This is a genomic window from Streptococcus australis (genome assembly GCF_015553625.1).
Lineage (GTDB): Bacteria > Bacillota > Bacilli > Lactobacillales > Streptococcaceae > Streptococcus > Streptococcus australis_B.
Genome location: NZ_JADNGY010000013.1, coordinates 25,273 through 43,802, shown reverse-complemented (window position 1 = coordinate 43,802; position 18,530 = coordinate 25,273). Strand labels below are relative to the sequence as shown.

Annotated in this window: 17 protein-coding genes; 12 read left to right on the top strand and 5 right to left on the bottom strand. The window is 44.1% G+C overall.

Annotated features, from left to right (window positions below; translation table 11 throughout):
- Nucleotides 1–17: 17 nt before the first annotated feature.
- From glgP to nrdI, 3 genes are all read left to right on the top strand, one after another.
- Nucleotides 18–2,276: a glycogen/starch/alpha-glucan family phosphorylase gene (gene glgP, locus I2D56_RS09580; RefSeq protein WP_195214247.1), complete on the top strand. Its 2,259-nt coding sequence runs from the start codon at nucleotides 18–20 to the stop codon at nucleotides 2,274–2,276.
- A 173-nt stretch (nucleotides 2,277–2,449) separates the two neighbouring features.
- A complete protein-coding gene (locus I2D56_RS09575) occupies nucleotides 2,450–2,962 on the top strand; it encodes an ABC transporter permease (RefSeq protein ID WP_195214246.1) in 513 nt (170 codons plus the stop codon).
- Nucleotides 2,963–3,017: 55 nt separating this feature from the next.
- Nucleotides 3,018–3,485 carry a class Ib ribonucleoside-diphosphate reductase assembly flavoprotein NrdI gene (gene nrdI / locus I2D56_RS09570; protein ID WP_123159926.1) on the top strand — a complete coding sequence of 156 codons (468 nt, stop codon included), beginning with the start codon at nucleotides 3,018–3,020 and terminating at the stop codon, nucleotides 3,483–3,485.
- Between the two features lie 108 nt (nucleotides 3,486–3,593).
- On the opposite strand, the gene I2D56_RS09565 is transcribed toward nrdI, so the two are convergent.
- Both I2D56_RS09565 and argS read right to left on the bottom strand, forming a co-directional pair.
- Nucleotides 3,594–3,839, bottom strand: a complete 246-nt coding sequence (locus I2D56_RS09565) for a MarR family transcriptional regulator (protein ID WP_125374674.1) — start codon at nucleotides 3,837–3,839, stop codon at nucleotides 3,594–3,596.
- A gap of 165 nt (nucleotides 3,840–4,004) precedes the next feature.
- Entirely contained in the window at nucleotides 4,005–5,693 is a 1,689-nt protein-coding gene (gene argS, locus I2D56_RS09560) for an arginine--tRNA ligase (protein ID WP_195214245.1), read from the bottom strand.
- A 102-nt stretch (nucleotides 5,694–5,795) separates the two neighbouring features.
- Here argS and argR point away from each other — a divergent pair, with 102 nt between their 5' ends.
- Nucleotides 5,796–6,239, top strand: a complete 444-nt coding sequence (gene argR, locus I2D56_RS09555) for an arginine repressor (protein ID WP_023024723.1) — start codon at nucleotides 5,796–5,798, stop codon at nucleotides 6,237–6,239.
- A 106-nt stretch (nucleotides 6,240–6,345) separates the two neighbouring features.
- Nucleotides 6,346–8,889, top strand: a complete 2,544-nt coding sequence (gene mutS / locus I2D56_RS09550; protein WP_195348422.1) for a DNA mismatch repair protein MutS — start codon at nucleotides 6,346–6,348, stop codon at nucleotides 8,887–8,889.
- Nucleotides 8,890–9,076: 187 nt separating this feature from the next.
- On the opposite strand, the gene I2D56_RS09545 is transcribed toward mutS, so the two are convergent.
- Together I2D56_RS09545 and I2D56_RS09540 are read right to left on the bottom strand one after the other, a co-directional pair.
- Nucleotides 9,077–9,535 (bottom strand): DUF3021 domain-containing protein, encoded by a 459-nt coding sequence (locus I2D56_RS09545; protein ID WP_023027388.1) that lies wholly within the window; start codon nucleotides 9,533–9,535, stop codon nucleotides 9,077–9,079.
- On the bottom strand, nucleotides 9,532–9,969 hold the full coding sequence (locus I2D56_RS09540; protein WP_023027387.1) for a LytTR family DNA-binding domain-containing protein: 438 nt from the start codon (nucleotides 9,967–9,969) through the stop codon (nucleotides 9,532–9,534). The genes I2D56_RS09545 and I2D56_RS09540 overlap by 4 nt, the downstream gene beginning before the upstream one ends.
- A 253-nt stretch (nucleotides 9,970–10,222) precedes the next feature.
- Between I2D56_RS09540 and mutL the strand changes: the two genes are divergently transcribed.
- Genes mutL through I2D56_RS09525 form a run of 3 tightly spaced genes read left to right on the top strand, consistent with a single transcriptional unit; the run spans nucleotide 10,223 to nucleotide 13,362 of the window.
- Nucleotides 10,223–12,172 carry a DNA mismatch repair endonuclease MutL gene (mutL, locus tag I2D56_RS09535; protein WP_195214243.1) on the top strand — a complete coding sequence of 650 codons (1,950 nt, stop codon included), beginning with the start codon at nucleotides 10,223–10,225 and terminating at the stop codon, nucleotides 12,170–12,172.
- Between the two features lie 20 nt (nucleotides 12,173–12,192).
- Nucleotides 12,193–12,786, top strand: a complete 594-nt coding sequence (gene ruvA / locus I2D56_RS09530; protein WP_120701478.1) for a Holliday junction branch migration protein RuvA — start codon at nucleotides 12,193–12,195, stop codon at nucleotides 12,784–12,786.
- A 9-nt stretch (nucleotides 12,787–12,795) separates the two neighbouring features.
- Complete coding sequence (locus I2D56_RS09525; RefSeq protein ID WP_120701479.1) at nucleotides 12,796–13,362, top strand: DNA-3-methyladenine glycosylase I; 567 nt, start codon at nucleotides 12,796–12,798, stop codon at nucleotides 13,360–13,362.
- 51 nt (nucleotides 13,363–13,413) lie between these two features.
- On the opposite strand, the gene I2D56_RS09520 is transcribed toward I2D56_RS09525, so the two are convergent.
- A complete protein-coding gene (locus I2D56_RS09520) occupies nucleotides 13,414–14,451 on the bottom strand; it encodes a S66 family peptidase (RefSeq protein ID WP_195214242.1) in 1,038 nt (345 codons plus the stop codon).
- A gap of 357 nt (nucleotides 14,452–14,808) precedes the next feature.
- On the opposite strand from I2D56_RS09520, the gene I2D56_RS09515 reads away from it, so the two are divergent.
- From I2D56_RS09515 to I2D56_RS09500, 4 genes are all read left to right on the top strand, one after another.
- Nucleotides 14,809–16,077 carry a competence/damage-inducible protein A gene (locus I2D56_RS09515; RefSeq protein ID WP_195214241.1) on the top strand — a complete coding sequence of 423 codons (1,269 nt, stop codon included), beginning with the start codon at nucleotides 14,809–14,811 and terminating at the stop codon, nucleotides 16,075–16,077.
- A gap of 47 nt (nucleotides 16,078–16,124) precedes the next feature.
- Nucleotides 16,125–17,267 carry a recombinase RecA gene (gene recA, locus I2D56_RS09510; RefSeq protein ID WP_125335103.1) on the top strand — a complete coding sequence of 381 codons (1,143 nt, stop codon included), beginning with the start codon at nucleotides 16,125–16,127 and terminating at the stop codon, nucleotides 17,265–17,267.
- A gap of 87 nt (nucleotides 17,268–17,354) precedes the next feature.
- Nucleotides 17,355–17,753 (top strand): transcriptional regulator Spx, encoded by a 399-nt coding sequence (gene spx, locus I2D56_RS09505; RefSeq protein ID WP_006595399.1) that lies wholly within the window; start codon nucleotides 17,355–17,357, stop codon nucleotides 17,751–17,753.
- A 183-nt stretch (nucleotides 17,754–17,936) separates the two neighbouring features.
- The gene (locus tag I2D56_RS09500; RefSeq protein ID WP_023024705.1) at nucleotides 17,937–18,530 is read left to right on the top strand and encodes an SP0191 family lipoprotein; all 594 of its coding nucleotides are present in this window, start codon (nucleotides 17,937–17,939) and stop codon (nucleotides 18,528–18,530) included.

Genomic DNA, 18,530 nt, shown 5'->3' with positions numbered 1-18,530 from the left:
TTTCAGGAGACACAAAAATGTTACCATTAAAAGAATTTGTACAAAATCGTTACAATAAATCTATTGCAGAATGTAGTAACGAAGAGCTTTATCTTGCTCTTCTTAACTACAGCAAACTTGCAAGTAGCCAAAAACCAGTCAACACTGGCAAGAAGAAAGTTTACTATATCTCAGCTGAGTTCTTGATTGGTAAACTCTTGTCTAACAACTTGATTAACCTTGGTCTTTATGACGAAGTTAAGAAAGAACTTGCTGATGCAGGTAAAGAGTTGATCGAAATCGAAGAAGTAGAATTGGAACCATCACTTGGTAATGGTGGTTTGGGCCGTTTGGCTGCCTGCTTTATCGACTCAATCTCTACCCTTGGTTTGACAGGGGATGGGGTTGGTTTGAACTACCACTACGGTCTTTTCCAACAAGTCCTTAAAAACAACCAACAAGAAACCATTCCAAATGCATGGTTGACTGACCAAAACTGGTTGGTGCGTTCAAGCCGTAGCTACCAAGTGCCATTTGCAGACTTCACTTTGACTTCTACCCTTTATGATATCGATGTACCTGGTTACAAAACAGCGACTAAAAACCGCTTGCGTTTGTTTGACTTGGACTCAGTTGATTCTTCAATCATCAAAGATGGTATCAGCTTTGACAAGACAGACATCGCTCGCAACTTGACTCTCTTCTTGTATCCAGATGATAGTGACCGTCAAGGTGAATTACTCCGTATATTCCAACAATACTTCATGGTTTCAAATGGTGCGCAATTGATTATCGACGAAGCGATCGAAAAAGGAAGCAACTTGCATGACCTTGCTGACTACGCAGTTGTACAAATCAACGATACTCACCCATCAATGGTCATCCCTGAATTGATTCGTCTTTTGACTGAACGTGGAATCGAACTTGATGAAGCAATTTCTATCGTTCGTAGCATGACAGCTTACACTAACCACACCATCCTTGCTGAAGCCCTTGAAAAATGGCCACTTGAATTCTTGGAAGAAGTGGTTCCTCACTTGGTACCAATCATCAAAGAATTGGATCGTCGTGTTAAAGCAGAATACAAAGACCCAGCTGTTCAAATCATTGATGAAAACGACCGTGTACACATGGCTCACATGGATATCCACTACGGATATAGTGTTAACGGGGTAGCAGCACTCCACACAGAAATCTTGAAGAACTCTGAGTTGAAAGCCTTCTACGACATCTACCCAGAAAAATTCAACAACAAAACAAACGGTATCACATTCCGTCGTTGGCTCATGCATGCGAACCCAAGCTTGTCTCACTACTTGGATGAGATTCTTGGACGCGATTGGCACCACGATGCTTCTAAGTTGGAAGACCTTCTCTCATATGAAGATAAGGCTGCTGTCAAAGCAAAATTGGAAGATATCAAAGCTCACAACAAACGTAAATTGGCTCGTCACTTGAAAGAACAACAAGGGGTGGAAATCAAGACAAACTCTATCTTTGATATCCAAATCAAACGTCTTCACGAATACAAACGCCAACAAATGAACGCTTTGTATGTGATCCACAAATACTTGGACATCAAAGCTGGTAACATCCCTGCACGTCCAATCACTGTCTTCTTTGGTGGTAAAGCAGCCCCTGCCTATACCATCGCACAAGATATCATCCACTTGATCCTTTGCTTGTCAGAAGTGATTGCAAACGACCCAGCAGTAGCTCCACACTTGCAAGTGGTAATGGTTGAAAACTACAACGTTACTGCAGCAAGCTTCTTGATCCCAGCATGTGATATTTCAGAACAAATCTCATTGGCTTCTAAAGAAGCTTCAGGTACTGGTAACATGAAATTTATGTTGAATGGAGCTTTGACTCTTGGTACCATGGATGGAGCTAACGTGGAAATCGCTGAGTTGGTTGGAGACGAAAACATCTACATCTTCGGTGAAGATTCAGAAACTGTTATCGATCTTTACGCTAAATCAGCTTACAAATCAAGCGAATTTTACGCTCGTGAAGTTATCAAACCATTGGTTGACTTCATCGTGAGCGACGCTGTTCTTGCAGTAGGTAAGAAAGAACGCTTGGAACGTCTTCACAATGAGTTGATCAACAAAGACTGGTTCATGACTCTTCTTGACTTGGAAGACTACATCAAAGTGAAAGAGCAAATGCTTGCAGACTACGAAGATCGTGACGCATGGTTAGATAAAGTGATCGTCAACATTGCAAAAGCAGGATTCTTCTCATCTGACCGTACCATCGCTCAGTACAACGAAGATATCTGGCACTTGAACTAATTTGCCTTTAGTACTCTAGAAGCAATATACTTAGAAAAGAAGAGCTCCTTTTGGATCATATCCTGATTTAGAGGGAGCTTTTTTGTATAGGATAACTGGGAAAATCTAAACTTGCGCTTCCCTTCGGTTCACGTTATAATAAATAGTATGGATATTAGAAACGAGGAAATACAATGAAGAAAAATCCGATTTATATGTATGTCTTACTAGCCCTGTCAACGATGGGAACTCTATTAACTGCTCAGTCCTTCTTTGGATTGGCTAAAGTGGAGGTCACAGATGAAATGGCAGCTTCTTTGAACTTAACCACTGCTCTTGAACGGGAAGAATACAAAGCCTTCCTTGAAAAATTAATCGTAGCACTACGCGGACCGATTGCTTGGTTATTGATATCTCTTTTGATTGGGGGCTTGATTGCTGTTGGCTATTTCTTCCTATCTAAAAAGGATATTGTCAAGGCAACCTATGCCTATATGGGTCAAATTGGAGCCTTCCTCTTAATAAGCTTGCACAATTTCTGGTCTTATCGTTCTTCCATGTCAGTGATCACGTCAGATAAATTGCGGACTTTGTTACAGGCTTCTAGCTTATATGCACTTGTCTTGAGTGTAGTTGTAGCCCTTGTTTACTTGGGAATCCTCCTCTACAAATTGAAAAATAGACCAGCTAGCGACCTTCAAGCTTAGATTATAGCATGTAAAAGCTCCTCTAATTTTGGACAAAAAAGAGGAGCTGGTCTGATTGGAGAAAAAAATGAAAGTATGTTTTGTCTATATCAGTTTAAGTGGAAACACTGAAAGTTTTGTCCGTCGCCTCAGTGACTATCTATGGGAGCAGTATCCTGACTTGGTCATTGAAAAGATCCATGTCAAAGACCTGGTCAAAGAAGGGAAGCCCTTCTTTGAAGTCGATACTCCTTTTATCGCCTTTCTACCTACCTATCTTGAAGGAGGAAATGGTGTTGATAATGGGGATGTGGAGATTCTAACGACCGATGTAGCAGACTTTATTGCCTACGGAGACAATGCCACTAAATGCTTGGGAGTTGTGGGATCTGGGAACCGCAACTTCAATAATCAATATTGCCTAACGGCCAAGCAGTACAGTCAACGCTTTGGCTTCCCTATGCTAGCAGACTTTGAGATGCGAGGGATGCTAGGGGATATCAAAAAAGTAGCTGGTATTATCGAAGACTTGTATCACTTTTAAAATTGGAAACCCCAAGCCTAGGCTTGGGGTTTCTTTTTATGGGAGGAGGTTGCATGATTAGCAGAGAAGAGGAGGCGAGATTTATTTTCTCGCCTCCTCTGTTGTTGCTTATTTTAAGTGATCTGTGATTTCTTTCGAAAGTAAGAGGCCGAGGTGATAGTCCTTGTTGATAGCGTGGATGACATCGTTGATGTTTTCCGTCGTTTGGATTTGCTCCTTGATGCCTGCTTTGAAGGTTTCATCTTTTAAGAGTTGCTCTTGTAAAATCTTTTGCAGTTTTTCTCTCTCGTATTTATTGATTAAAAAGAGAATGAGCAGGCTAACTAAAATAAGAATGTAAACAGTTTGGTTCATAGGGTTCTCCAGAAGATAAGATAATAGATAAGGGAAGCGCTAATCTCTAAAAATATAGGTGTATGTAACATGAGAAAAGGAGTGAGATGGAACTAAATAAGGCTTATTTAGCTATTCCTCTCACCCCTAAAAAAGACGGTTTCCTATCAAAAAGTAAGAAAGATATTACATCTTATCAGGCGCATCCACACCCAATAGACGAAGTGCTTCTTTCAAAACAACTGCTGTTGAGTAGCTAAGAGCAAGACGGCTATCACGTTCTGGGCTTTCATCCAAGATACGAGTGTGAGCATAGTACTTGTTGAAGGCTTGAGCCAAGTTGATGGCATATTTAGCAATCAAGGATGGGTCATAGTTTTCAGCAGCACGTTTGACAACACGAGAGAAGTCTTGGAGAAGCTTGATGATTTCCCAGCTTTCAGGATCGCTCAAGCTATAAGTCGCATCTGCAGATGGTGTGAAGTTGGCTTTGCGAAGGATAGATTGGATACGAGCATAAGCGTATTGAACGTATGGTCCAGTTTCTCCTTCGAAGGATACCATGGCTTCAAGGTCAAAGTCATACCCGTTTCGACGGTCTGTCTTCAAATCGTAGAATTTAACCGCACCAACACCGACTGCATGTGCTACTTCTTCCTTGTTTTCTAGTTCAGGATTCTTTTCTTCGATCTGAGCTTTGGCACGAGAGATAGCTTCTTGAAGAGTTGGTTCGAGCAGGATGATATTTCCTTTACGAGTTGACAATTTTTGGCGGTTCTTTGTGACCAAACCAAAGTCAACGTGGATCATATCGTCGCTCCAGTCAAATCCCATTTTCTTCAAAACAGCTTTCAACTGACGGAAGTGGTTGGATTGTTCTTGACCTACAACATAGATGTTTTTCACAAAGTTGTAAGTCCGTGCACGGTAGATAGCGGTTGCGATATCACGAGTGATATAAAGAGTGGCACCATCTGATTTTTTAATCATAGCTGGTGGTAGGTTGACATCATCCAACTCAACGATGCTAGCCCCCTTAGACTCTTTCAACAAGCCTTTTTCTTCAAGGATTTGGACAGCTTCGTCCATCTTGTCATTGTAGAAGGCTTCTCCGTTTAAGCTGTCAAATTCAACACCGAGGAGTTTGTAGATACGGTTGAATTCTACCAAGCTCTCGTCACGGAACCATTGCCACAATTCAGTTGCTTCTGGATCTCCATCTTCCAATTTCTTGAACCAGAGACGTCCTTCATCGTCCAAAGCAGGATCGTTTTCGATTTCGGCATTGATGCGAACATAAAGTTTCAACAATTCGTCGATTGGATTGGCTTCGACAGCTTCCTTGCTACCCCATTTTTTGTAAGCCACCATCAAGAGACCGAACTGTTTACCCCAGTCTCCCAAGTGGTTGATTTTAATGGTATTGTAGCCCATTTTTTTATAGATGTTTGAAATAGCATCCCCGATAACGGTTGAACGTAAGTGACCAACTGAGAAAGGTTTTGCGATGTTTGGACTAGAAAGGTCGATGGTAACGTTCGCTCCTTGGCCTTCTTCTTGTTGTCCATAGTCAGCACCCGCTTGGATAACAGATTTGATGACTTGGTCAGAGATTTGTGATTTATCTAAGAAGAAGTTTACGTAAGGACCAGTAGCAACGACTTTTTCAAAGTGAGAGGCATCGATTTTTTCCGCAATATCAGCAGCAATCGCTTGAGGAGCTTTGCGTTCGATTTTAGCCAAAGAAAAGGCAGGAAAGGCGATATCTCCGAGGTCTGAAGATTTTGGTTGCTCTAGTAAATTTAAGATAGTTTCTTGGTCTAAGCCTTCAATGACTTTTGCCAATTCACTTGCAATAAGTTCTTTATGATTCATAGTAGCTCCTTTGGTCTTTTGTTACTATTCTATCACAAAATTCGGCCTTTCTTCAAACTTTTTGGTATAATCAAAGTATAATTATTCAAAAGTGGAGCAAAAATGAAAAAAGATGAACGTCAGCTTTTGATTCGAGAAATTATCCAAAATGAGAAGTTATCGACGCAAAAAGAAATTCAAGACCGTTTAGATCAGAGAGGGGCGGGAGTGACCCAGACAACCTTATCCAGAGACCTACGAGAAATTGGTCTGATCAAAGTAAAAGAGAAGGGTGGTCTCTATTATAAACTAGCCGATGAACCTGATCGAACAGATATTTTCAGACTGATTGCTCAATATGCACAAGTGGTCTCGAGAGCAGAGTTCACACTGGTTGTTCGGACGGAGCTTGGAGAGGCGGCGATTTTAGCCAATGCAGTCGATGAAATTTTGGATGATCAAATCCTTGGAACCGTCGCAGGGGCCAATACCCTTTTAATTGTTTGCAAGGACCAAGAAGTCGCACAAACGGTCCAGCAGACCATTCTCCAACATTCTAGTCACTAGTCAAGGGCGAGGGACCAGTCCAGAAAGGGATCGGCCCTCCTTTTATGTCAGTTTAGTGTTGGAGCAAGTTCTCAGAATGAATGAAATGATAGAGAAAAGGAGCGATATGGCAGCAGAAAAACTATCACCTGGCATGCAGCAATACCTAGATATCAAAAAAGACTATCCGGATGCTTTTTTGCTCTTTCGGATGGGGGATTTTTACGAGCTCTTTTATGAAGATGCCGTCAATGCCGCACAGATTTTAGAGATTTCCTTGACTTCAAGGAATAAAAATGCAGAAAATCCGATTCCCATGGCTGGAGTACCTTATCATTCAGCCCAGCAGTACATCGATGTTTTGATCGAAAAAGGCTATAAGGTGGCTATTGCAGAGCAGATGGAAGATCCTAAGCAAGCCGTCGGTGTGGTCAAGCGGGAAGTGGTCCAAGTCATTACTCCAGGGACCGTTGTCGATTCGACCAAGCCAGACAGCGCCAACAACTTCTTGGTAGCCTTGTCTCATGATGAGACGGATTATGGCCTTGCCTATATGGACTTGGTGACTGGAGAGTTTCAGGTCACTAGTTTGAATGATTTTGCCATGGTCTGTGGGGAAATACGAAACCTGCGGGCGCGTGAAATTGTCTTGACCTACTCCTTGTCAGAAATGGAAGAAAGAGTCCTTCTTGGCCAAATGAACCTCTTACTCTCCCCTATCTCAGAAGTGGCGGAGGATGTTCAACTTCTAGGGGCTGAGTTGACTCATTTGGAGAGAATAGCGGCTGGAGGTCTGCTCCAATACGTACAGGAAACCCAGAAGCGGGAGCTCCACCATATCAAGCCTGCCCATCACTATGAAGTCCGTGATTTCTTGCAGATGGATTATGCGACCAAGGCGAGTTTGGACTTGACAGAGAATGCCCGGACAGGTAAAAAACATGGTAGCCTCTACTGGCTCCTAGATGAAAGCAAGACAGCCATGGGAGGACGTCTCTTGCGGGCTTGGATCCAGAAACCCTTAATGGACCGTCATCGGATCGAAGAGCGCCAAGAGATTATCCAAGTCTTCTTGGACCATTTCTTTGAGCGAAGTGATCTGGCAGATCGTCTCAAAGGTGTGTATGACATCGAGCGTTTGGCCAGTCGGGTCTCCTTTGGTAAGATTACTCCCAAGGACCTCTTGCAATTGGGCGAAACGCTACGCCACGTTCCCTTGATCAAATCGCTCTTGGTCGAGATGGGAGAGCCTGTTCTAGACCTCCTCATTGCTCAGTTAGATGAGCTACCAGAGCTTTGCCGTCTCATCGAAGCGGCTATTGATCCGGATGCCCCTATCGTTCTGACAGAAGGCAATATCATCCGTACCGGCTTTGATCCAACTCTGGACCAGTACCGTGTCGTCCTCCGAGAAGGGACCGGCTGGATTGCAGAAATTGAAGCCAAGGAACGCAAAGCCAGTGGTATTACCGGTCTTAAAATTGACTACAACAAAAAAGACGGTTACTATTTCCATGTGACCAACTCCCAATTATCCCGTGTGCCAGCTCATTTCTTCCGCAAGGCGACCTTGAAAAACTCCGAGCGCTTTGGGACAGAAGAATTGGCTCGGATCGAAGGAGAAATGCTAGAAGCTCGGGAACAATCAACCAGCCTGGAGTATGCGATTTTCCTACGAATCAGAGAAGAAGTCGGCAAGTATATTCAGCGCTTGCAGTCACTAGCCCAAGCCCTAGCAACGGTAGACGTCTTGCAAGGCCTAGCCTGTGTAGCTGAAAGGCAACAACTGACCCGACCAGTCTTCCAAGAGGCGCGTGATATCCAGATTGAAAAGGGCCGTCATCCGGTTGTTGAGAAGGTAATGGGAGCTCAAAGCTACATTCCCAATAGTATCCTTATGGATGAGACCTGTGATATCCAGTTGATTACGGGGCCCAATATGAGCGGGAAGTCCACCTATATGCGTCAATTGGCTATCATTGTCATTATGGCCCAGATTGGCTCCTTTGTACCAGCTCAGGCGGCGACCCTCCCTCTCTTTGATGCCATTTACACTCGGATTGGGGCGGCAGATGACTTGGTGTCCGGCCAGTCGACCTTTATGGTTGAGATGATGGAGGCCAACAATGCCATTCGCCAAGCGACTCCAGCCTCTCTTATCTTATTTGATGAGTTGGGACGGGGAACGGCGACCTATGATGGCATGGCTCTGGCCCAAGCCATTATCGAATACATTCATGACCGGACAGGGGCTAAGACGCTCTTTGCCACCCACTACCATGAGCTAACCGACTTGGAGCAGACCCTATCTCGCTTGCGCAATGTCCACGTCGCTACCTTGGAGAAGGACGGCCAAGTGACCTTCTTGCACCGGATCGAAAAGGGACCTGCTGATAAATCCTACGGGATCCATGTAGCTAAGATTGCAGGCCTGCCAAGCGATCTCTTGAAGCGGGCAGATGCCATCCTGAGTCAACTAGAAGGCCAAAGCCAAGAAGTGCCAGTAGCAGCTCCAACCAAGCAATCCTCTCAAGAGCTTGGAGAGCAGTTATCTCTGTTTGCGGCAGACACCACTCACCCAGTACTAGAAGAATTAAACAATCTCGATATCTACAACATGACCCCGATGGAAGTCATGATGGCAGTTGCCGAGATGAAAAAGAGAATATAAGAGAGAGTGGGACAGAAATCGGTCATTCGTTAGAATTCGATTTCGTCGTCCCACCTCCGCACAGTTGAGTAGGGCTGTAAAAGCAGATGAAATCAGCGTAGTAGAGCCCACTCAACCACTGCGTCTTACTCGACAATCCAAAGACAATTGAGAGGCTAGGACTTTTGTCCTAGCCTCTTTTTATTTATCAAGCCTTTCCTTGCAACTGACGATTGATGTCATCCACTTTCTTTTTATTGAGGTAGTAAGAGACAGCCCAGACAATGAGATAGACGAAGCTAAACTCAAAAATGACAGAGAGATAAAAACTGATTTTCATTGGGAACCAGCCACCCAAGGTTGCTAAAGGTAGGAAACCAAAGAGCATCAAGAGGTAGTGGCTGACGGTCGCGCGAAGCAAGCTCCAATCTTTGTTGAAAAGGACACTCCCCAAGCTGAAGAGGAGTCCGATACCGGCCCAGATAAGGGTACAATAGAGCATAACAAGGGATCCATGAACTTCGTGGGCTTGCATCCACTGGCCGACAGCTGAGCTAGGACTGAGAGGCGTATAAGTGGAAGGGGAGTTTAAAAAAGAAAAGAGGATAGAGAGGATGAGACCGATCAAGATCCCTTTCAAAGCGTTGGTAAAATGGTTTTTCATCATGAGAGTTTCTCCTTAATAGCTTTTAAATAACGACGAGAGGAGTAAGTCATCCTTCCGTTTTTGAGATAGATTTGAACCGATCCGCTACCGGTAAAATGCAGGTGATCGATTTCTTTGGTATTGATAATTTCAGATTGGGAAATTTTTAAAAAGTAGATGGGCAAGTCTTCAGAGAGTTGGTAGAGAGGACCTGTGAGGATGAAGTGGTCATCCTTTGTTTCCCCCACCACTTGCCGGTTTTCAATATAGAAACGATGAAACAAGTGGGTCTCTACAAGATAGGTTTCCCCATCCTTTTTCGCTCGCAAGCGTTCCTTCTGGTCCAATTCCTCTATGAATTGTTGGACTTTCTGGATGCGTTCGCTAGGTTGTGGCGCTGTGATAGCAACACCTTCTTCTTGAAAATGAGGGTCAATGGTTACTGTTACTTTCATACAAATCCCTTCTAACTGATTGACGTAAGGTAAGCGATTCGCTAGCAGGACCTCTTGCTTACAATTCTATTAAACACTTTTTCAGGCATCAAGACAAGGTTTTTTGCATATTCGGTCATTTTGTCTGTTTATCTGGTAGAAGTCCAGTATCTTTAATGGAGCTAGGGGATAAGGTTTTATAAACGGAGGCCTTCCTTGGAGATATGGTATAATAGTTCTACCTATGCGCGTATAAAAGATAAGAGGGGAAGCTATGTCACAGATTATCGAATTACCAGAAATTCTAGCCAATCAGATCGCTGCCGGTGAGGTCATCGAGCGCCCTGCTAGTGTGGTCAAGGAACTGGTTGAAAACTCCATCGATGCAGGAGCCAGTCAGATTGTCGTAGAGATTGAAGAAGCGGGCTTAAAGACCATTCAAATTACGGATAATGGACAAGGGATTGCCCACGAGGAAGTGGAATTAGCCCTTCGTCGCCATGCGACTAGTAAGATTAAGAGTCAAGCCGATCTCTTTCGGATTCGGACCCTAGGCTTCCGTGGCGAGGCCTTGCCCTCCATTGCCTCTGTCAGTGTTATGACCATTCTAACAGCTCAGGAAGGAGCCAGTCATGGAACCAAGCTAGAGGCTAAAGGGGGGGAAATCACTTCTCTTGAGCCGGCGACTAGCCCTGTGGGGACTAAAATTAAGATCGAGGACCTCTTTTTCAATACACCAGCCCGCCTCAAATATATGAAGAGCCAACAGGCAGAGTTGTCCCATATCGTCGACATTCTCAATCGCTTGAGTCTGGCCCATCCAGAGATTGCCTTCACCTTGATCAATGACGGCCATGAAATGACACGGACGGCAGGGACGGGAAATCTCCGCCAAGCCATCGCAGGAGTCTACGGCCTTGCTACCGCCAAGAAAATGGTTGCCATCGAGACAGGTGATTTGGACTTTGAAGTGTCCGGCTTCGTCTCTTTGCCAGAACTGACCCGGGCCAATCGCAACTATATTAGCCTTTTTATCAACGGCCGTTACATCAAGAATTTCTTGCTCAACCGGGCTATCTTGGATGGCTACGGCAGTAAACTCATGGTCGGACGCTTCCCGATAGCGGTCATCAATATCCAGATTGACCCCTATCTAGCTGATGTCAATGTCCACCCGACCAAGCAAGAGGTCCGTATTTCTAAAGAACGAGAACTGATGGACTTGATTTCCCAAGCGATTGTTTCCACTTTGAAAGAGCAAGATCTGATTCCAGATGCTTTGGAAAATCTGGCCAAATCGACACTTCGTCGAACAGAAAAGCCGGTTCAGACCAGTCTCCCCCTAAAAGAAAACAGCCTCTATTACGACCGAGACAAGGGAGATTTCTTTGTCCGTCCAGAGGTTGGGGAATCTCGTCCAAGTGGTGAAATAAGCCCAGAGCAAACGATTCTCTTTGCCCCAGAAGAGGGAAATCAGGAGACTAAGTCACCAGCTATCAAGTTTGCGGAGCGAAAGACGCCTCAGTACGACCAACTAGACCACCCAGAGTTGGATCTGGCTAGTCTAGACAAGGCCTATGACAAGCTGGAGGGTGAGGAAACATCAACCTTCCCAGAGTTGGAATATTTTGGCCAGATGCATGGGACCTATCTCTTTGCCCAAGGTAATGGGGGCCTCTACATTATTGACCAGCATGCGGCCCAAGAGCGGGTCAAATACGAAGAATACCGAGAGAGCATCGGGGACGTGGATGGCAGTCAACAACAACTGCTGGTGCCTTATATCTTTGAGTTCCCTGCGGACGATCTGATCCGCCTGCAACAGCGCAAGCACCTCCTAGAAGAAGTGGGAGTCTACCTAGAAGAATATGGGACCAACCAGTTGATTTTGCGGGAGCATCCGATCTGGATGAAGGAAGAAGAGATCGAGTCGGGCATTTATGAGATGTGTGACATGCTCCTCTTGACCAAGGAAGTGTCCATCAAGAAATACCGGGCGGAGTTGGCCATCATGATGTCCTGCAAACGATCCATCAAGGCTAATCACACCCTGGATGATTACTCCGCACGCGATCTGATCTACCAACTGTCCCAATGTGACAACCCTTATAACTGCCCTCATGGCCGTCCGGTCTTGGTCAACTTCACCAAGTCGGACATGGAAAAGATGTTCCGACGCATTCAGGAAAATCACACCAGCCTACGGGAATTAGGCAAATATTAAACAAAGAATAAAGGAATCTTATGTACGAATACATTAAAGGAATCTTGACGAAAATCACTGCTAAATACATTGTGGTAGAAACAGCTGGGATTGGCTATCTCTTGCATGTGGCTAATCCCTATGCCTACTCTGGTAAAATGAACCAAGAGGTGCAGGTCTATCTCCATCAAGTGGTCCGTGAAGACGCTCACCTTCTTTATGGCTTTGCGACCGAAGAAGAGAAAAAGCTCTTTTTGAACTTGATCTCGGTCTCTGGAATTGGCCCAGTCTCAGCTCTAGCCATCATCGCTGCGGATGACAATGCAGGCCTTGTCCAAGCCATCGAAAGTAAGAACATCACCTACTTGACCAAGTTTCCGAAGATTGGTAAGAAAACAGCCCAACAGATGGTCTTGGATCTAGAAGGTAAGATTAATCTTGATCTAGAAGATACACCGGCTCAGACTAAAGTTAAAGCATCCGAGGAAAATCAAGCTCTTGAAGAAGCTATGGAAGCCATGTTGGCTTTGGGCTACAAGGTGACGGAACTCAAGAAAATCAAGAAATTCTTTGAAGGTACGACCGATACAGCAGAGAACTATATCAAATCAGCTCTTAAGATGTTGGTGAAATAGGAGAAGTCTATGCCAAAACGCTGTGACTGGGTTAAAATGAATAACCCACTATATGTAGCCTACCATGATGAGGAGTGGGGCCAGCCCCTCCATGACGACCACGCCCTTTTTGAGTTGCTTTGCTTAGAGACCTATCAAGCTGGTCTGTCTTGGGAGACGGTGCTCAATAAACGTCAAGCTTTCCGTGAGGCTTTTCATGGCTATCACCTTCAAGGTGTCGCAGAGATGTCGGATGAGGAGCTGGAAGCTTTGTTAGACAATCCAGCTATCATTCGAAATCGAGCCAAGATCTTTGCGACACGGGCTAACGCCCAGGCCTTTTTACAAGTCCAAGCAGAATTCGGCTCTTTTGATGCCTATCTATGGTCTTTTGTTGATTGGAAAACCATCGTGAATGATGTTCCGGATTACCGGCAGGCTCCTGCGAAGACAGCTCTTTCCGAGCAGTTGGCTAAAGATCTCAAAAAGCGTGGTTTCAAGTTTACAGGTCCCGTTGCAGTTTTGTCATTTCTACAAGCTGCAGGTTTGGTTGATGATCATGAGAATGATTGTGAATGGAAAAGTGGAAATAAGTGACGTTAGATGACTAGAACATCAGAGAATATAGAAAAAGCTGAGAATTCTATCTCAGCTTTCTTTGTTATAGTCAAAGCGAATGACTTGCTCCGTTGCATCTACATACGCGTGGACTCCAAAGGGAACAATTGCTCTTGGTGTGGCATGGCCAACGTTTAGATTATAGACAATCGGGATAGTGCTATCAATGATGTCCATTAAAGCCTCCTTATAGTCGTCATAGAAGGTTTCATCCATAGGTTTTCCGACCAAGAGTCCACTGATGACTTCAAATATCCCAGTGTTCTTTAAAGTCCGCAACATCTTTTTGAATTCTTCAGGTTCAGGCTTTTCTTCGCTTGTTTCTAGCAAGAGGATTTTTCCTTCCCAGTCTGACAAGTCAGGGAAAAGTTTGTATTTTTGGCAGAGGTCTGTGCTATCTGCATATCGAGAGTTGTCAAAGATATCGTAGAGGGATTCGAGGCAACCGCCGAGGATTTCCCCCTCGAACTGTGCAGTTCCTTGTAACAAGTCAAAACCTGTATTTGTATGGCTGACACGAGGTGTTCCCAGAGCCTTGGGACTAAAATCAGTCCGTTCCTCATACCAAAGGTCGCTAGGGCGGATTTCTGAGATTTTTCCAGTCTCAATCAATTCTTTAAAGTAGTGGAGGCTATATGGCAACATTTCTTTGTCTAACTCACAAATATCTGCTAGAAATGATTGGCCGTAAAAAGTCTTGATTCCCAGTTTATGCAACATGAGATGGTTCATGGTTGTATCTGAGAAGCCAAGAAACATTTTTTGATTGATAACCTTTTGTAGTTGGTCATTTTCAAAGAGGTATGGTAGCAAGCGATAGGTATCGTCTCCACCAATGGCGCATTGAATCATGTCAATGCTATCATCAGAAAAGGCATGAATCAAATCCTCTGCACGAGCTTCGGGATGTTCTTTGATAAAATCTAAGCCTTTTAGCGAATGAGGTAAAAAGATAGGATTGAGTCCGAGGTCCTTGAGACGTTGAATACCCAAGTCCACTTCGTGCTTGACAAAGTCTTCACCGATAATCCCACTAGATAAACTTATAATACCAATAGTAGAAGTCATATATTATCCTCCTAAAAATAAATTGATGCTATTGTATCATAAAAAATGATAGAAAAATATAAGGAATAGCGTTAGAGATACGATTTTATGTCAATAAAGCAACAGAAAAATAACCGCTCGATGTGCTTACTTCAGAATATAGGCAAGCCCTTTTAGAAGTTGGTTACCACGTAGTTAAATCTCTTAGGAATGTTGATGTAACGGATTTTATAAGAGTTTTTTACTTTATAATACTCTAAAAGAAAAAGATTGAAGAAAGTTACCTAAAATGAACTTTTTCTTCAACCTGTTTTTGAAATAATTTAGGAAATTGTGTTACAATGAAGAAAAATTACGAATAGTATAAGTGGAGGCATTATGAAAGCAGAGATCATTGCAGTGGGAACCGAAATTCTCACTGGACAAATTGTCAATACCAATGCGCAATTCTTATCAGAAAAGTTGGCCGGTCTAGGGATCGACGTTTATTTCCAAACTGCAGTTGGAGATAATGCAGATCGTCTCTTGTCTGTTCTTGCGATTGCGCGTGATCGAAGTGATCTCGTTATCCTCACAGGAGGTCTCGGACCGACCGAAGACGATCTGACCAAGCAAACCCTGGCCCAATTCTTGGATAGAGACTTGACCTTTGATCCCGAAGCAATGGCCAAGTTGGATCGCTTCTTTGCCAGTCGGCCAGACCATGTCCGAACTCCCAATAATCTGAGACAAGCTCAAATAGTGACAGGCTCTACGCCACTCCAAAACCTAACCGGTTTGGCAGTGGGAGGGCTGATTGAAGTAGAAGGTGTTAGCTATGTGGTTTTGCCTGGTCCTCCTAGTGAATTGAAACCCATGGTTACGGATGAGTTGGTGCCTCTGCTAGCGACAGGAGAGAAGCTATACTCACGTGTCTTGCGCTTCTTTGGGATTGGGGAAAGTCAGCTGGTAACCGTCTTAGCAGATGTGATTGATGGTCAAACGGACCCAACCCTGGCCCCTTATGCCAAGACCGGAGAAGTCACCTTGCGCTTGTCGACCAAGGCTTCATCACAAGAGCGAGCAGATCAGAAATTGGATCAACTGGAGCAAGTGATTCTCCGTCATGAGACCTTGGATGGTCAATCCTTGAGCCAGCTCTTCTATGGCTATGGAGATGACAATTCCCTAGCTAAGGTGGCTTTTGAACTCTTGCGCGAGCGGTGCTTGACCCTGACTGCAGCGGAGAGCTTGACGGCCGGGATGTTTCAGTCGAGTCTGGCTAATTTCTCAGGAGCCTCAGCGGTCTTACCGGGAGGTTTTGTTACCTACAGCATAGAGGAAAAGAGCAAAATGCTCCAAATCCCCCTAACTGAGTTGCAAGAACATGGAGTGGTCTCTGCCCATACAGCTGAGCGAATGGCGGCACAAGCTCGTCTCTTAACAGGGGCTGACTATGGAGTCAGTCTGACAGGTGTTGCTGGTCCAGACAGTCTGGAAGGGCATCCAGCAGGGACTGTCTTTATTGGAATTGCGGGCCCTAAAGGAGTCCAATCGATCAAGGTCAATATCGCTGGCCGGAGTCGTATGGATGTTCGTAAAGTTGCAGTCCTCCATGCCTTTAATCTGGTACGCCGGACTGTATTATTAGATGAAAATTTGCTATAATGATAAGAAGCTTGTATAGCATTACGCTTTGAATATAGGAGAAAAGAATGGCGAAAAAACAGAAAAAATTAGATGATATCTCTAAGAAATTCGGAGATGAGCGTGAAAAAGCGCTCAATGATGCCCTAAAGTTGATTGAAAAAGACTTTGGTAAAGGATCAATCATGCGTCTGGGCGAACGCGCAGAACAGAAAGTTCAAGTCATGAGCTCTGGTTCCTTGGCTCTTGACATTGCCTTGGGTGCTGGTGGTTATCCAAAAGGTCGGATCATCGAAATCTATGGTCCAGAATCATCAGGTAAAACAACCGTTGCCCTCCATGCAGTAGCGCAAGCACAGAAAGAAGGAGGCATTGCTGCCTTTATCGATGCGGAGCATGCCTTGGATCCATCTTATGCGGCAGCTCTTGGGGTTAATATTGATGAACTCCTCTTGTCTCAACCAGACTCAGGGGAACAAGGACTTGAAATTGCTGGTAAATTGATCGACTCTGGTGCCGTTGACTTGGTCGTTATCGACTCTGTTGCTGCCTTGGTCCCACGCGCAGAAATCGATGGAGATATCGGTGACAGCCACGTTGGTTTGCAAGCGCGGATGATGAGCCAGGCTATGCGTAAGCTTGGAGCTTCTATTAATAAGACTAAGACCATTGCTATCTTTATCAACCAATTGCGTGAAAAAGTTGGGGTCATGTTTGGGAACCCTGAAACCACACCTGGTGGTCGTGCCCTGAAATTCTACGCTTCGGTTCGTCTAGATGTTCGTGGAAATACTCAAATCAAGGGTACTGGGGACCAAAAAGATACCAATGTTGGTAAGGAAACCAAGATCAAGGTTGTGAAGAACAAGGTGGCTCCACCGTTCAAAGAAGCCATGGTTGAAATCATGTACGGAGAAGGAATTTCGCGTACAGGCGAATTGCTAAAAATTGCAACAGACCTTGATTTGATCCAAAAAGCAGGGGCTTGGTATTCTTATAACGGTGAGAAGATCGGCCAAGGTTCTGAAAATGCTAAGAAGTACTTGGCAGACCATCCAGAAATTTTTGATGAGATTGACCACCAAGTGCGCGTGCGCTTCGGTTTGATCGATGATGACACTGCTGTAGTTGCACAAGATGAAGTAGCTGAAAGCCCACTTCTTGAAGAAGTAACACTAGATCTTGATGATGCCATTGAGATTGAAGAGTAATTTTTTTTAAAATAGGTCGAAAGACTGATGGTTTTTATGGTATAATATACTACAATGTTATTATCGTGTGGCGAAAGGAGTGCATGCATGATTAAAATTTACACAGTTTCAAGTTGCACGAGTTGTAAAAAAGCCAAAACTTGGCTAAATGCTCATCAGTTGATCTATAAAGAACAAAACCTTGGTAAAGAAGGGATTACAAAAGAAGAATTACTCGATATTTTGACCAAAACAGAAAATGGCATTGCAAGTATCGTTTCTTCAAAAAACCGATACGCTAAGAATCTAGGTGTCGATATTGAAGATCTCAGCATGAATGAAGTCATCGATATCATCTTAGAAACACCACGAATCTTGAAAAGTCCTATCCTAGTGGATAACAAGCGACTTCAAGTTGGTTATAAGGAAGATGATATTCGGGCCTTTTTACCACGTTCTGTACGAAATGTTGAAAATGCGGAGGCTCGCTTAAGAGCAGCCCTATAAGAACAAGTAGCCAAACATTGAGCTACTGAGAAGAGTCGAGATGTCAAGATCTCGACTTTTTCTTTTGTGTCTCGATAAAGAATCCACAAAAAATGCTTGTAAGAATGTTTTTGCGGGGCATTCTATGGTACAATACTTCTGTGGGGAAAATCCCTTTTATAGAAGCTTATCAAAGGAGAAAACATGAAAAAGAAGCTTATTTGTCTCGGAGTCTTGCTCCTGACGCTGACAGCTTGTGGACAGAAGAAACAAGGGAAAACCGACTCTTCCAGTGTTCAAAAATCCAACAGTGCTAAAATCGAATCGTTCAATAAAGAAAATCGAAATTTGTTAGAGAAGGCAGAAGAGCAGCAAGTCTTTACCAAACACTTTGTTCTTCCAACAGATGAGAAAGGTATTCGCCAAGAGCAGACCATCACCTATCAAGGGGAACAATTACAAAAATTGGTCATGACCAATACCACTCCTGCTAGTGATGAATTGAAAAAAGCCATTCAAGAGGTCGGCCTCGAAGAAGCCCAACGATTGATGGTGGAGTCGATGGACAAGGATGAACAACTCCAACAGGCGCGGACTCTTCCAGGCTTTACCATTGAACTGACCGTACCAAATGAAAATGAATACCAAACGGTCATCACCTATGATTTCACCCAGTTGGATACTAAAAAAGCGGTTGAGTTAGAGTACTTCAAATCAGCTAATATTGCAGATTTGTTGAAGTTGTCACCAACGGAATATATGAATAATCTACTCCGTAATGGAGCAAAAGAAGAATAA

Coding starts and splice junctions, on each gene's coding strand:
- I2D56_RS09545 (WP_023027388.1), bottom strand. CDS start 9,535: ATGATGAAAAACCATTTTACCAACGCTTTGAAAGGGATCTTGATCGGT.
- spx (WP_006595399.1), top strand. CDS start 17,355: ATGATTAAAATTTACACAGTTTCAAGTTGCACGAGTTGTAAAAAAGCC.
- glgP (WP_195214247.1), top strand. CDS start 18: ATGTTACCATTAAAAGAATTTGTACAAAATCGTTACAATAAATCTATT.
- ruvA (WP_120701478.1), top strand. CDS start 12,193: ATGTACGAATACATTAAAGGAATCTTGACGAAAATCACTGCTAAATAC.
- I2D56_RS09575 (WP_195214246.1), top strand. CDS start 2,450: ATGAAGAAAAATCCGATTTATATGTATGTCTTACTAGCCCTGTCAACG.
- mutL (WP_195214243.1), top strand. CDS start 10,223: ATGTCACAGATTATCGAATTACCAGAAATTCTAGCCAATCAGATCGCT.
- argR (WP_023024723.1), top strand. CDS start 5,796: ATGAAAAAAGATGAACGTCAGCTTTTGATTCGAGAAATTATCCAAAAT.
- I2D56_RS09565 (WP_125374674.1), bottom strand. CDS start 3,839: ATGAACCAAACTGTTTACATTCTTATTTTAGTTAGCCTGCTCATTCTC.
- I2D56_RS09515 (WP_195214241.1), top strand. CDS start 14,809: ATGAAAGCAGAGATCATTGCAGTGGGAACCGAAATTCTCACTGGACAA.
- I2D56_RS09525 (WP_120701479.1), top strand. CDS start 12,796: ATGCCAAAACGCTGTGACTGGGTTAAAATGAATAACCCACTATATGTA.
- I2D56_RS09520 (WP_195214242.1), bottom strand. CDS start 14,451: ATGACTTCTACTATTGGTATTATAAGTTTATCTAGTGGGATTATCGGT.
- I2D56_RS09500 (WP_023024705.1), top strand. CDS start 17,937: ATGAAAAAGAAGCTTATTTGTCTCGGAGTCTTGCTCCTGACGCTGACA.
- mutS (WP_195348422.1), top strand. CDS start 6,346: ATGGCAGCAGAAAAACTATCACCTGGCATGCAGCAATACCTAGATATC.
- recA (WP_125335103.1), top strand. CDS start 16,125: ATGGCGAAAAAACAGAAAAAATTAGATGATATCTCTAAGAAATTCGGA.
- argS (WP_195214245.1), bottom strand. CDS start 5,693: ATGAATCATAAAGAACTTATTGCAAGTGAATTGGCAAAAGTCATTGAA.
- I2D56_RS09540 (WP_023027387.1), bottom strand. CDS start 9,969: ATGAAAGTAACAGTAACCATTGACCCTCATTTTCAAGAAGAAGGTGTT.